Here is a 13,696-nt window from a genome sequence, read left to right as displayed (position 1 = left end):
AGCAGTTAAGTGAGGCGGATACTTGTGTCCGACTCCGTACCATATCGTGGACGTCTTTGGCCGAATACCGACGTATTCGGCCATTCGCATATCACATAAGCGCCGTAGCTTTGAAGCAGGATGACGATGGGAATGAGATCGAGCCGGTAACGCGTCTGGATCTCTATCACTAGATGTGCGGCTGCATAGAGCAGTAGCACAAGCAAGAGGAGAGAGGAAGCTGGGTAACGCTTCGTTCTCCATATCGCGACTAATCCGACCAAACTGCAAATGTTGATTAGAAGGTACATCGGGCTTTCCCATTTGCTTAGCGATCGTTCCAGCCGCCATTCGTTCAACCCCAGCAAGCTCCAATAAGCGGACGAATCGGCCGCCCCCCACATCGATACAAGTTTCCTTCCCATGAGTGCCACGACTTCGGGTTTGTCGGCGAGCCGCTCCCGAATGCGGACCAATTCTGCGCGATTACGCTCTTCCCCGAATGTGAAACTATTGGCGTAACGTGCATCGTCGGCATTCCAGCCGCCTTTCGTATGCGCGTTAAGGCCGACCATGAACTTCCAATAACGGTCTCCGCCTGACAAGGGCCCGTGACTCACGCCTGCCGAGATTAACGCCGTACTCGCGAGAAACTGAACCGCGTAGAAGGCGGCGGCAATGGCGGCGATCCGGGCTGCGGCTACGACAGCTGTCCGCTTTCCGGAGGCGGAGCGAAATTTTCTCCATAAGCTTGGCAATAGAAATAACACGATCGCTGCCACATAGATGACGCCGATCGGGCGAATGAGATGCCCCAGGCCGATGAACATTCCGGCGAGCAACGATTGGGCTGTTGTCTGTTCGGGACTCTTCAGGAGCAACAGGCAGCCGAGCAGGAACAGCAAGACAGACAGATGTTGATTGGTGAGCACCGAACACATTAGAATATTCGGTAAGTAGAACAAATACACGAGAACGGCGATCCGGCCGCATCCCTCGTTAAACACTTTCGAAGCGATAACGTAAAGAATGGCCGCGATACCGATCGAGTACATTGCATTCAACAGCTTAAGCGCGAGAAGCGAGTGGCTGCCGAATAGCTTGATGATCGCGGCTTCGTACATGGTGAAGCCGAATTGGTACGGAAAACTCGTATAATAGGCGGAGTTGCCGAATGAATAGTCACCTGAAGCGGCAGACCGCGCTGCATCATACATGAACAGGAAATCGGACTGCGGAGTCGCCGGGTTCCATAGCACCCAAGCGAGCCGTACGGCGAAGCCAGCCGACAGCAGCACGATCAGGAATGTGGCGGCATTTAATCGTTTACTGGCCTGATAGACGATATATAGCACTGCGAGAGCTGCAATCAAAGCGCCGAGCGGTTTCCATACGGAGCCGAACGCGGACGTTGTGCTAATGAATGAAGAGACGGATACTGTCGCGTAGAAGAGAACACCTACAGCTACGAGAACGCGGGTTGGCAAATTTGATAAAGTCATAATCGCTCCTAAACATAAGTCCCGATGAGAGTTCCTCATCGGGACTTGTACGTAAATCGGATTAAAATACGAAGTCGTCGTCGGTCATCTGCTCGAAATGGATCGTGCGGACGTAGCCGTTGCCTTTTTTGGAGAAGAAATCGTGTTGTTTGGTCCGCGTGCTAATGCCGTTAAACACGATCGGGTTCACTTCTTCCTCCGGGAATACCGGATCAAGGCCGAGGTTCATGAACGCCTTGTTGGCGTTATAGCGAATGAACTTTTTCACGTCTTCGGCAAGGCCGATGGACGAGTAGAGCTCATCTGTATACTTCATTTCGTTCTGGTGCAGGAAGTCGAGCAAGCCGCGAAGTATTTCGAGCGCGTCCTTCTGGACGTCTGGCTCGAGCTTGGCGAATTGTTCCTGCGCAAGCACGCCGACATACAAGCCATGAATGCTCTCGTCGCGCAAAATCAAGTCGATAATCTCGCCGCTGCTCGTCATCTTGCCTTGGCCGGCCAGATAGAGCGGGTAGAAGAAACCGCTGTAGAACAAATAGCTTTCGAGAAGGACGGACGCGGCCATCGCCAAGTACAAGTCCTTGTCGCTCTCGATGTTGTTATAGTAGCCGGAGATCGTGTCGGCTTTCGTCTGCAAATATTCGTTTTTCTCGACCCAGCGGAAGACGTTGTCAATCTCTTCGTTCGTCGCAAGCGTCGTGAAAATGCTGCTGTAGGACTTCGCATGGATTTGCTCCATCATACCCATGAAGCCAAGCACCGCTTTGCGCTGCAAGCCTTCGACATGCTCGAGAATTTTCGGCATGCCGACGCCGCCTTGCACGGTGTCGAGCAGCGTCAAGCCGCCGAGTACTTTGATGTACAAGTCGCGCTCATCCTGGCTAAGCTCCATCCACGACATTTTGTCATCGGAGAGAGGGATTTCTTCGTCGGTCCAAAATTGCATAATATTTTGATTCCAGAACGTGATCGTAAAATCGTCGTCCGGACGGTTCCAGTTAACAGCTTTCATAACGGCCATGAATTCCGTGCCTCCTGAATTGCTTCGTGATCAAAATCGGATTTTTGAACTTCCTTACACCGAGCAAGTGATGCATTCTTCGACGGATAGCCGATTCGTCCTCGTATAATAGAGCGACTTGAGCCCTTTTTTCGCAGCGTACACGTAATAGCGGGACAATTGTCTCGTCGTCACGTCGCTGTTGACGTGCAGAATCGTCGAGATGCCTTGGTCGATATGAGGCGTGATCTCAGCGATCAGATCGATCACCTTCATCTGGTCCATCTGGTAGGCGGACTTATAGAAGAAGAAGTTGTCGCGGCTCAAATAAGGCATTGGGTAATACGTCGTCGAGTTGGCATACGTACGTGTCTCGATCGGCTCGACGATCGGCATAACGCTGGACGTCGCATTCTGAATATACGAGATGCTTTGCGTTGGCGCGATGGCCAGACGGTAAGCATGATATAGGCCGTGTTTGGCGACTTCGGCTTTCAACAGGCTCCAGTCTTGCGGAGACGGAACGTCGATGCCTGCGAACAACTCTTTCACGCGCGCCGTCATCGGACGATAGTCAGTCGCCTCGTAACGTTCGAAATAGGTGCCTTTTGCGTACTCCGATTGCTCGAACCCTTGGAAAGTCGTGCCCGTATCGCGGGCGATATGCATGCTTTTCTCCAAAGAATAGTAGTTCATCATCATGAAGAACGTGCGGGCGAAGTCGCGAGCTTCCGCGCTTTCGTAGGCGATTTTGTTCTTCGCGAGGTAGCCGTGCAAATTCATGGCGCCAAGGCCGACGGAATGCAGTTCGGAGTTCGCTTTCGCTACGCCAGGAGCGTTCATGATCGACGTCATGTCGCTGACCGCCGTCAAGGCGACGATGCCTTCGTGAACGGATTCGCGCACTTTGCGTTTTTCCATAACGTTTACGATATTTAAGGAAGCCAGATTGCAGCTAATATCGCGGCGAATCGTATCTTCTTCATTATAGTCGCCGATAGTGGACGTCTCTTGCAGTTGGAAAATTTCCGTGCACAGGTTGGACATTTTGATCTGTCCGATATCTTTAAGCGCATGCGCTTCGTTGGCGTTTGTCTTGTTCATGATGTACGGATAGCCGGACTCAAGCTGCGTTGTGGCGATCTTGGTCAGCATTTCGCGCGCCGACAGTACGACTTTTTTCTTTACGCGGTCGTCGGCAAGCAACGTGTCGTACATCTCGTCGAGATCCATGTCGTCGAGGAATTGGCCGTAAGCTTTGTACACCGTGTAAGGCGCGAAGACGTGAAGCGGCTTGTTCTCTTCGGCGAGCTTGTAAAATTTATTCGGAACGATAAGGCCGATGGACAACGTCTTCAGGCGTGTTTTCTCGTCGGCGTTGATCTTCTTGCTGTCGAGGAACTCCATGACGTCCCAGCCGAAAATATTATAGTAACCCGCACCGGAGCCTTTACGCTGGCCCATCTGGTCGGCATACGAGAATGCGTCTTCCATGAGTTTCAACACCGGCATAATGCCTTTGGCGGCGCCTTCGACGCCTTTGATCGGCTCGCCGCGCCCGCGCAGCTTGGACAGATTGACGGCGACGCCGCCGCCGATCTTGGATAGCTGCATGCACGTGCCGATGCCGTAGTTAATAGAGTTCAAGGAATCGTCGACTTCGATCAGGAAGCAGCTTACCATCTCGCCGCGCCGGCTCTTGCCTGCGTTCAGGAAAGTCGGCGTCGCCGGTTGAACGCGTTGCTCCATCATGGCAGAGGAGAGGGAACGAGCGGTTTCGTAATTGCCGCGAGCGAGATGCAGCGCTACGATCGCGACGCGGTCCGGATAATGCTCCAGATATAGCGTCTTGTCGTCGGTCTTGACCGCATAGTCCGTGTAAAACTTTGAAGCAGCCATGTACGATTGGAATTGGAACCCGTAGCTATGGGTAAGGGCATAGATCTCATCGATCTGCGCTTCGGAATAACGTTCGTAGACGTTCTCGTAATAATTCTCGTTAACCATATAGCGGACTTTCGCCGCCGTATCGGCGAACTTGATGCTTTTGCGTTCGACTTCGGCCATGAACGCTTCGACAGCCTCGTGGTCTTTATCCAATTGGAAAAATCCTTGCGGATCTCTTTGCATAAGCAAGTTGTTCAATTCAATATGACGCAACTGCAAGCACCTCCTGAGAAAATCTTTCAATGTCTTTGGACGTTCCGGACAACTCGAATTTGCCGAGAACCGGTACGCCGTACAGTGCGGAAATCGTATCTGCGCTACGCGCGAAGCCTTCGCCCCAGTTGCGATTGCCGCTGGCCATGACGCCAACCATCCGCTTGTGATTTTTCTTCAGGAAAGACAGAACCTTATCGGGCGCTTGACCGAAACCCGTCGTATAAGTGACGAGCACGAACGGTTCGTCGATCGTCATCGTTTCCTCGATCTGGACTGCAGGAATATTCAATTTATCGACAAATCGGCGTACGTTACCCGTTCTGGAGTCAAAAGCGATAAGCACGATCTTCATTCCCTTCAGGAAGGTTAGTCAGGTTAGGCGAGTGTGGCGCATGGGGGAAATCTATGTGGAAATCTTGAAATGGCGGGTGAAAAACTTCACTATATGTAGTCCGCGAATCTAAATTTACATCAAGATATTGTGAAAGTCAATCGTTTCAAACCCGAATTTGAGTAGGCATAACGTCCTGCTTTTTGCACGCGCGCAACATTGAAAACAGATGAAAGCTTGCCCCGTCGGGGCTCGCGGGAATGTCCGGAAAGTCAATACGTTTTGACAAATTTCAAGACTTTTTTTCGAAGGGGGAATGACAGCGTACACAAGATGTTGTGGCGGGGGGTGGAAGGGAGGGGTATATGGAGGGGGAGGAGGCTGATGATCTTCTGTCGGTCGCCTCATCCATGACATATATACTTTGCTTAAAGATTCCGGGCTCACTCCCGTCCGGTTTTTTCCTCATTCATTCGATGGCTATTGATCAACTGTAAAATCCACTCTTCATCAAAACGGAGCTTTTCCAACCGATGTCGGAAAAAGATCAGAATATACTGTTGTTCTCCGGCGGGAATCCGCTCATCCTTACTTGCATATTCCAACCTTTCTTCCTCATGGCGGATTTCGTACCGCAGGTAATCCTTGTATTGGTGCAAGATTAAAAACTGCAATTCCTTGTTGATCAGCTCAAAATTTTTCAACTTCGTATAAAAATGCAGTTCGTACTCCGGCGAGTATGGAATCGGTTCTTCCATCAACCGAAAAAATCGCATCTTGCCTTCTTCTGTGATGGTGTACAGCTTTTTCTTTTTCCCTCTTCCTTGCCGATCGCTGTCGGGTTGCTCATCGGCGACCTGCTCGATCAACCCGTCTGCAAGCATGCCGTGAATGAGCGGATAAAGCACTCCCCAGCTGATTTTTCGAGTCGGTCCGATAATCGCGTTCAAAATCTGATGCAGCAAATAGCCATGCATCGGGTTATTCTTCACTTCGCCGAGAATGAACAATTCGTTCAAGCGAATAGCCTCCCTTAATCGTCTTTGACTGTTTTCATTATATCGTGAAGATATAATTAGTAAACGAAAGTGTCGCGAACGGTGTCCCAAAAAAGAAAAAGCCGCGATCTTCGCGACTTTTTCAGGCGTTATCTGTTTGCAGCCAGGGTTCTTTCTTTCGGGCTTTCGTCATGCTGACTGCTGCTGCGCCATCACCTCGCGGTGCTTCGGTAGGAGCTGCACGACGATCAGGTTCGCAATCGCAACGGCGCACATGAGCCAAAACACGACATGTATTCCCGAAGCCAGCTCCGATGGGGAGCCGAGCATTGTCACATGTTGGTTGTAAAGTGTACCGAACACCGCGATGCCGATCGTTTGGCCCAATGAGCGCAATAGCATGCTCGAAGCGTTGACGACGCCGCGTTGTTCCCAGCCGACGACGGATTGCACGACAACGGTGGAAGGCGTCGCGACAAAACCCATCCCCAGCCCGATTAGAATGAGGATGCCAATCCAGTATACGTAGGGCGAGTTTATCTGAAGCGCAACAAGCCAGATGGAGCCGACCACTACGAGAGAAGAACCGAATACAATCGATGCTTTTACTCCGATCCGGTACATGAGCCGACCGGCGATGTTGGAAGCGAGCGGCCAGGCTAACGTCATCGGCATGACGATCAGGCCGGAGCTTGTTGCGGAGTGACCGAGCACGGATTGAATCCAGATCGGAGAGTAAACCGTCAATCCCGTCGTGATGCTAAATGTCAGAAAACCGCTCATATTGGTTACGTTCAATACGCGGATGCGGAAAATCGACAACGGTATCATCGGCTCTGCTTCTCTCTTTTCAATCCATAGGAACAACAGTAGAAATACAACCGAAGCTGCGAACAGTCCTACAATCAACGAAGAATCCCACGGATATGCGGACCCTCCGCTCAGCAGGGCATAGAGGAGAGCAGAGAAGGAGACGGTAAACGTAAGTCCGCCGAAGTAATCGATTTTTTTCGCTTGGCGTTTAATCGGTTGATGCAAAAATACGACAACCAGCAGCACAGCGACGGCGGCGATCGGTACGTTGATATAAAAAATCCAGCGCCACGACAACCGATCAACGAAGTAACCTCCGATAAGCGGACCGAGCAAACCTGCCACGGACCAAACGGATGAGAAGACACCCATCATTTTGCCGCGCTGTTTACCCGAGAACACATCTCCGAGAATCGTGAAGCACACAGGTGCCAGCGCCCCGGCACCAAATCCTTGCAAAGCCCGAAACCAAATGAGCCCCGTCATCGACTGTGCGGCCCCGCACAATATGGAGCCGAGCACGAACAAACCGATACCGACCGCGAACACAGCTTTGCGCCCGAACAAATCGGCCAGCTTGCCGAAAATAGGCGTCGCTACGCAGGTGGTCAACGTGTAAACTGCGAACACCCAACTGAATAGGGTCTCGCCGTGCAAATCCGCGATCATGTGCGGCGTGGCGGTGGCGACGACGGTCGCGTCAAGCGCACCAATAAACATCGCCGCCAGCAGTCCGGCGACGACCCATTTGACATTGGTTTCCGGAATCGGGATGTCTCTTTGCGTTGCCTCTTTTTTTCTCATCGAATTAACGGCTGCATACCAAGTAGAGGGCATTTCCGTCAGGATCGTTGAAGTGTACGACTTGGGCCGCTTCGCCTTCCACGGCGTCATTGAATTCAACCCCGCGGGATTTCAGCGTCTTGATTGCAGGTTCTAGTTCTTCAACCTCAAAACCAATAGACATGCTGCCCGATTTTTCCTGTTGTGAGTTTTGTCCTCCGTGCAGATGAAGGAGTCCAATCGTCAATCCTGTTGCTTCAATCTGTGCAAAATGCCCTTCCGTTTCGTGTTGCAGCTTTAATCCAAGGGTTTCGACGTAAAATTTCACAGCCCTTTGTAAATCCGCTACCATCACAGTCACATTGCCGCTCTTAAACATGGGATATTGCCTCCTTTTATGTTCGATCGTCTTTATTATATCTAAAAGATATATTGTGTAAATATAATTTTAAGATATAAAATAAAAAGCAATTAAAAAAAGCCGCATTTTACGCGACCTTAATGGTATTCCATATAGAAACGAAAACGGCAACGAAAAACCGCTATCCGAAGCGCAAGCGCGGGATAGCGGTTAAGTTAGTCCGTAATATTTCTCGTATAATACTCGATAATATCTCTTCGGCGGATGATGCCAAGGAAGACGCGGTTTCCGTCAACGACGGGAACGAAGTTCTGGTCGGCGGCTAGCGTCAGCATGTCCTCCATGTGGGCATCTACCGCGACGCATTCATTATATATTCTTTTCTGAATATCGGAGACAAGAACTTCATCCATATTATCAAAGCCGAGGCCGGGCGTCCGCTTCAGCTTCCATAACAAATCTCCTTCCGATAACGTGCCGATATACTTGCCTTCGTCGTCGATTACGGGAATCGCGGTGTATTGACAAGCTTCCAGCTGGCCTATCGCTTCTTTCATAGAGGCGGAGGTCGTCAAGTAAGACACTTTTTCCTTAGGCAACAAAAACGATTTGATTTCCACTGGGGTTCGCTCCTTTTTGTCCAGAATAATAGACATATGTTTATTATGACATAGATAAAACGTCTTTGCATTGTAAAATGTTCACTCAATTGTTATGTTGGAAACGATATGCACTGGGCATCCTGTACATCGTAGGTTCGCCTGAACGCCGATTCCGCTATTTTGGAGGTTGTTAGCTGTGGAACTATTGCTGGCTGTTTTGGCGCTGCTCATCCTTCTTGCCGTATCGCAAGTTGCGCAGCGGCTTGCGCCATTTATTCCTTTACCGATCATTCAGATCGCGCTTGGAGCGGCTATCGTACTGCTTCCCTGGCACTTCCATGTGCCGCTTGAGCCGGAACTCTTTTTCCTGTTGTTTATATCGCCGCTTCTGTTTAACGACGGACGGAGAACGCCGAGGGACGAGCTATGGAAGCTCAGATTGCCGATTTTGCTGCTTGCGGTCGGCCTCGTGTTCGTGACGATTGTCGTTGTCGGATATCTTATTCATGCACTCATCCCGACGATACCGCTCGCGGCGTCTTTCGGCCTGGCGGCTATTCTGTCTCCGACGGACGCGGTTGCGGTCTCGGCAATCGCCTCCAAAGTCCATCTCCCGAAAAAAATCCATCGCTTGCTCGAAGGCGAGTCGCTCATGAATGACGCGTCGGGTCTTGTCGCGTTTAAGTTCGCCATCGCGGCCGCAGTTACAGGTGCCTTCTCGATCTGGGAAGCGACGTGGAGCTTCGTCATTATCGCCGTCGGAGGGTTGCTCGCGGGAGCGGTACTCGCCATCTTCGTCATTTGGGTGAGAATGGCGCTCCGTCGATTCGGCATCGATGACGTGTCCGTTCACGTGCTCATTCAAATTTTGACGCCTTTCATCTTATATTACGTCGCGGAGCATATTGGCCTGTCGGGCATTCTTGCGGCTGTCGCGGGCGGCGTCATAATCTCCATCGAACAGGATCATTCCGGTTTCACGACGATCGAGCAGAAGTTCGTCTCGGAGATTACGTGGTCGATCATCCTGTTCGTCTTGAACGGTCTCGTCTTTGTCCTGCTCGGCGTGCAAATCCCGGATGTTGCCAAAGCGATATTCCATAACGTCACGTACGATAACTTGAAGGTGATTGGGTATGTGTTCGTCATCTACGTCATGTTGATTGTGTTGCGGTTCTTGTGGCTGACGCTATCGAGTACGGTGACCGGCACGTTGTTCCGAATGGACGACGACAAGGAGAAGCCGAGCTGGAAAGCGCTATGGCTTACGTCGTTGTCGGGCGTGCGGGGGGCAATTACGCTTGCGGGCGCGTTTACGATTCCGCTTGCGCTGAATGACGGAACTCCTTTCCCCGAAAGGGATCTCATTTTGTTTTTATCCGCAGGCGTCATCCTCGTATCGCTCGTGCTGGCCAGCGTCATGCTGCCTCTCCTAGCCAGGAACGATGCCGCTGTCCACGATGGGCAGTCGGGCAGGGAGGCGGAAGTGAACGCGCAGATTCAATCGATCAAAGCGGCCATTCAATCGGTCAGGCAAGCGATCGACGGCACAAATGACCATGCGGCGGCGATTGTCATCTCGAACAATCAACAGCGGCTGGCCGATATTAAGCGAAACAACGTTGATCTGATCTCGAGGCAGTCCCGCGAAGAAGAATTGTACTTGCGCCAGGTGGCATTGGCGAACGAGAAGAAATGCGTGCAGCTTATGCTGGACGATGGAGAAATCGCGCCCGACGACGCGGAGGTGATGCAGCAGCTTTTCCGGCGGATCGAGTTGGCGTTCTCCAACAAGAGGCATGTTTTCTTTTTGCTTCTCCAGGGCCTTGTCAGCCAAGTGATCGCATCGTTCATTCCGGGCAAACGAAAACCGCTCCGGTTGTTCTCGTCGGACGCTCGCCGCAAATTCGCCGGATACCGGATTCGGACGGCTGCGTTCGCGACGGAGGCGGTCAAAGAAGATTGTACGTGTTCGGCATCGGCGGTCACCCGGGTGGCAGGCTATTATCAGCAGATGATCTATATGATGAATGAGCAATTGAAGTCCGCCTCCGGTACAAGCGAATTGACGGAACAACAGGTTCAGGCACTCGAGCTGCTGTCGATTCAAGCGGAACGCGATGCTTTGCGTCAACAATTTCAGGACGGGAATATCGGCAGACAGCAGCTCAGTAAGCTGCAATTCCAACTGAGCATGCATGAGGCGGAGATGATGAACGACAACTGGGGGACGTTGACGCTGGCATAAGAGACGAAGGGCGAGCCTGTTCTATTTCGTAAAAACATCCCACCGTTGAATGAAAGATTATGGTAAACTAATTTCGTTTACTGCGGATCATCATTTGTATTGGGGGAGAACGATCGTGCCATTAGTTGATATGCCGTTAGAGAAGTTAAAGGAATATCAAGGAATCAATCCGCGCCCTGCGGATTTCGACGAATATTGGGAAAGGGCGATCGCCGAGATGCGCGCAGTCGATCCGCAAGTCGAGCTCGTGCCGAGCGGATTCCAGACGCCGCAGGCCGAATGCTTCGACTTGTACTTTACAGGCGTGCGCGGGGCGAGAATTCACGCGAAGTACGTTCGTCCGAAAGGCGTATCCGAGCCGCATCCGGCAGTTCTGCTGTTCCATGGCTATACGGGCAACGCGGGGGATTGGGGCGACAAGCTGGCTTATGCCTCGCTCGGGTTTTCTGTGCTGGCGATGGATTGCCGCGGTCAAGGAGGTTCATCCGAAGACGTCGGCGGTACGACAGGCAACACGCACCATGGCCACATCATCCGCGGTTTGGACGATCATCCGGACAATTTGCTGTTCCGCCATATTTTCTTGGACACGGCGCAGCTAGCTGGCATCGCGATGGGCTTGCCGGAAATCGACGCGGAACGAGTGTATGCACACGGCGGCTCGCAAGGCGGTGCGCTGACGATCGCTTGCGCGGCGCTTGAACCGCGCGTGAAGAAGGCGTCCACCGTTTTCCCTTTCTTGTGCGACTACAAAAGGACGTACGAAATGGATTTGGCGAAGGACGCTTACGAGGAGCTTCGCAAGTATTTCCGTTTCTTCGATCCGTTGCACGAGCGCGAAGATGAGATTTTCGAGAAGCTTGGTTATATCGATCTGCAGTTTCTTGCGCATCGTATCCGCGGCGAAGTGCTTATGCTCGTCGGACTAATGGATACGATCTGCCCTCCGTCCACGCAATTTGCGGCATACAACAAAATGACCGCGCCGAAGCAATTGGTCATCTATCCGGACTTTGGACACGAGCATTTGCCGGGGTCGGGAGACAAGACGATACAGTTTTTCTTGAAAGATTAAGATGTAGAAACGACCTCCGAAGCCCGGTTCGCCGGGCTCCGGAGGTTTTTTTAGGAAAAGGTTTGGTGGCCAACCCGCCAGCTCCCTGGGGGAACGCACTGACAGACGTTATCGACGTCCGACCAACTCGCCAGCTCATCTAACGCACTGACAGACGCTATCGCACTATGACCAACTTGCCAGCCCACCAATAACGCATTGACAGACGCTATTGTCGTCCGATCAACCCGCCAGCCCACCAATAAAGCACTGACAGACGCTATCGAAGTATAACCAACCCGCCAGCCCACCAATAACGCACTGACAGACGCTAACTCAGCTAGCCCCGCAGACGAAAGGGGGCTCTTACGTTTACCGATGAACAAAAAAAAGGAGGCTTGCGGCATCGGGCCGCAAGCCTCAAGGTTTATATTTCAAAGGGGGGTCATGTATGTATCTTACCGCTGAAACATGAAGGGAACGTGAAGCCTATATTAAGATTTGATTACAAAATCGCTTAATCTTGTCACACTGGCCTTATGCTCGAATAAATTTCGTCAGTTCATCGTTGATAGACAATACGTCTTTGGCAGCGGTGCGGGCCGAACTGAACGAGGGGATCAACTCACGGGCGGACACCGGCTCCTGCCGATCGATCCATCCGGCGAGGAAGGCGAGGGCGCCAATCAGTCGTTCCGGGGCGACTCCGTCTTCCCTAAGCGATGCGAGCGTAATCGACCGGTCGCGCTTGGACAGTCGTTTTCCTTCGGCGTCGACTACGAGCGGGACGTGGGCGAAAGCCGGCGGTCCAAAGTCGAGTGCTTCGTATAAAGCGAGTTGTCTCGGCGTCGAGTCGAGCAAGTCCGCACCGCGCAGCACGTCCGTGATGCCTATCGCGGCATCGTCTAAGGTGACGGCAAGTTGATACCCATACATACCGTCCGCACGTTTGACGACGAAATCTCCCATGGCCGCGCCGTCGAACGACTGCGGTCCGCACATGCCGTCGTCGAATCGGAGTTCGCGCTCCGGCATTCGGAACCGCCAGGCGGGTTCCTTGAGCGCAGCTTTCGCGCGGCGCTCGTCATCCGTTAAGGAGCGGCAAAAACCGGGGTACGCCGCGCCTTCCGAGGACAATCCATGCGGCGCGCTTGCGATCGAAGCAAGTTCGCTGCGTCTGCAATAACACGGGTATAGCTGATCGGCTGCTCGAAGCCTTTCGAGTGCCTTCTCGTAGAGCGGCAGCCGCTCGCTCTGAACGTAAGGACCGAACGGCCCGCCGACGCGCGGTCCTTCGTCCCAATCGAGCCCGAGCCACAGCAAGTCGTCCAGTTGCTGTTCGGCGTAGGCAACGCGAGAACGTGAGATGTCTATGTCTTCAATTCGCACGATAAATGTTCCTCCGGCTTGGCGGATCTGCAACCATGCGGCGAGCGCGGTAAAAGCGTTGCCGATATGCAGAAGTCCCGACGGTGTCGGAGCGAAACGTCCGCGTCGAATCATTGCATTCCGACCTCCTCGGAAATACAAAAAAAGAGCAGATGATCTGCTCATTCGTTGGTAGAAATAATATATACCGGACAAGATCGATAATGGCGGAGCCGACGGGATTCGAACCCGCGGTCTCCTGCGTGACAGGCAGGCATGTTAGGCCACTACACCACGGCTCCACGTTCGCAAAGATCATGTCCAAGACACGTTCATGATCATAACACGTCGCGTTACCGCTTGGCAAGCGTAACATTGACAGATATACGAATGTTTAACATAATTAAAGTAACGTGAATCGGGGAAGCACCTCGCGAAGCTAAACACAATATGTGTTGCTTTGTGGGGTGTTTTTTTCTAAGGAGACAAGCGCT

Annotated in this window: 11 protein-coding genes and 1 tRNA gene; 2 read left to right on the top strand and 10 right to left on the bottom strand. The window is 52.2% G+C overall.

Annotated features, from left to right (window positions below):
- Positions 1-5 precede the first annotated feature (5 nt).
- The 8 genes from ACFPOF_RS32605 to ACFPOF_RS32570 form a co-directional block, all read right to left on the bottom strand.
- Positions 6-1,481: a glycosyltransferase family 39 protein gene (locus ACFPOF_RS32605; RefSeq protein WP_378140211.1), complete on the bottom strand. Its 1,476-nt coding sequence runs from the start codon at positions 1,479-1,481 to the stop codon at positions 6-8.
- 61 nt (positions 1,482-1,542) lie between these two features.
- Positions 1,543-2,502, bottom strand: a complete 960-nt coding sequence (nrdF, locus tag ACFPOF_RS32600) for a class 1b ribonucleoside-diphosphate reductase subunit beta (RefSeq protein ID WP_378140209.1) — start codon at positions 2,500-2,502, stop codon at positions 1,543-1,545.
- A gap of 54 nt (positions 2,503-2,556) precedes the next feature.
- The gene (nrdE, locus tag ACFPOF_RS32595) at positions 2,557-4,641 is read right to left on the bottom strand and encodes a class 1b ribonucleoside-diphosphate reductase subunit alpha (RefSeq protein WP_378140207.1); all 2,085 of its coding nucleotides are present in this window, start codon (positions 4,639-4,641) and stop codon (positions 2,557-2,559) included.
- On the bottom strand, positions 4,628-4,987 hold the full coding sequence (gene nrdI, locus ACFPOF_RS32590) for a class Ib ribonucleoside-diphosphate reductase assembly flavoprotein NrdI (RefSeq protein WP_378140205.1): 360 nt from the start codon (positions 4,985-4,987) through the stop codon (positions 4,628-4,630). The genes nrdE and nrdI overlap by 14 nt, the downstream gene beginning before the upstream one ends.
- A gap of 431 nt (positions 4,988-5,418) precedes the next feature.
- Positions 5,419-5,994 (bottom strand): PadR family transcriptional regulator, encoded by a 576-nt coding sequence (locus ACFPOF_RS32585; RefSeq protein ID WP_378140203.1) that lies wholly within the window; start codon positions 5,992-5,994, stop codon positions 5,419-5,421.
- Between the two features lie 168 nt (positions 5,995-6,162).
- On the bottom strand, positions 6,163-7,590 hold the full coding sequence (locus ACFPOF_RS32580) for an MDR family MFS transporter (protein WP_378140201.1): 1,428 nt from the start codon (positions 7,588-7,590) through the stop codon (positions 6,163-6,165).
- A gap of 4 nt (positions 7,591-7,594) precedes the next feature.
- Complete coding sequence (locus ACFPOF_RS32575) at positions 7,595-7,948, bottom strand: VOC family protein (protein ID WP_378140199.1); 354 nt, start codon at positions 7,946-7,948, stop codon at positions 7,595-7,597.
- A gap of 197 nt (positions 7,949-8,145) precedes the next feature.
- Positions 8,146-8,550, bottom strand: coding sequence for a CBS domain-containing protein (locus ACFPOF_RS32570; RefSeq protein WP_378140197.1), 405 nt, complete (start codon positions 8,548-8,550; stop codon positions 8,146-8,148).
- A gap of 178 nt (positions 8,551-8,728) precedes the next feature.
- On the opposite strand from ACFPOF_RS32570, the gene ACFPOF_RS32565 reads away from it, so the two are divergent.
- Both ACFPOF_RS32565 and ACFPOF_RS32560 read left to right on the top strand, forming a co-directional pair.
- A complete protein-coding gene (locus ACFPOF_RS32565; RefSeq protein WP_378140195.1) occupies positions 8,729-10,780 on the top strand; it encodes a Na+/H+ antiporter in 2,052 nt (683 codons plus the stop codon).
- A gap of 115 nt (positions 10,781-10,895) precedes the next feature.
- Positions 10,896-11,855, top strand: coding sequence for an alpha/beta fold hydrolase (locus ACFPOF_RS32560; RefSeq protein WP_378140193.1), 960 nt, complete (start codon positions 10,896-10,898; stop codon positions 11,853-11,855).
- A gap of 516 nt (positions 11,856-12,371) precedes the next feature.
- On the opposite strand, the gene gluQRS is transcribed toward ACFPOF_RS32560, so the two are convergent.
- On the bottom strand, positions 12,372-13,337 hold the full coding sequence (gene gluQRS / locus ACFPOF_RS32555) for a tRNA glutamyl-Q(34) synthetase GluQRS (RefSeq protein WP_378140191.1): 966 nt from the start codon (positions 13,335-13,337) through the stop codon (positions 12,372-12,374).
- Positions 13,338-13,427: 90 nt separating this feature from the next.
- Positions 13,428-13,504: transfer RNA gene (locus tag ACFPOF_RS32550), tRNA-Asp, on the bottom strand.
- Positions 13,505-13,696 lie beyond the last annotated feature (192 nt).

The organism is Cohnella soli, from assembly GCF_042655525.1.
Taxonomy (GTDB): domain Bacteria; phylum Bacillota; class Bacilli; order Paenibacillales; family Paenibacillaceae; genus Cohnella; species Cohnella soli.
Note: the sequence above shows the minus strand (reverse complement) of the source record. Positions and strands in the feature narration are given on the sequence as shown.

Coding starts and splice junctions, on each gene's coding strand:
- ACFPOF_RS32605 (WP_378140211.1), bottom strand. CDS start 1,481: ATGACTTTATCAAATTTGCCAACCCGCGTTCTCGTAGCTGTAGGTGTT.
- nrdF (WP_378140209.1), bottom strand. CDS start 2,502: ATGGCCGTTATGAAAGCTGTTAACTGGAACCGTCCGGACGACGATTTT.
- ACFPOF_RS32580 (WP_378140201.1), bottom strand. CDS start 7,590: ATGAGAAAAAAAGAGGCAACGCAAAGAGACATCCCGATTCCGGAAACC.
- ACFPOF_RS32575 (WP_378140199.1), bottom strand. CDS start 7,948: ATGTTTAAGAGCGGCAATGTGACTGTGATGGTAGCGGATTTACAAAGG.
- gluQRS (WP_378140191.1), bottom strand. CDS start 13,337: ATGATTCGACGCGGACGTTTCGCTCCGACACCGTCGGGACTTCTGCAT.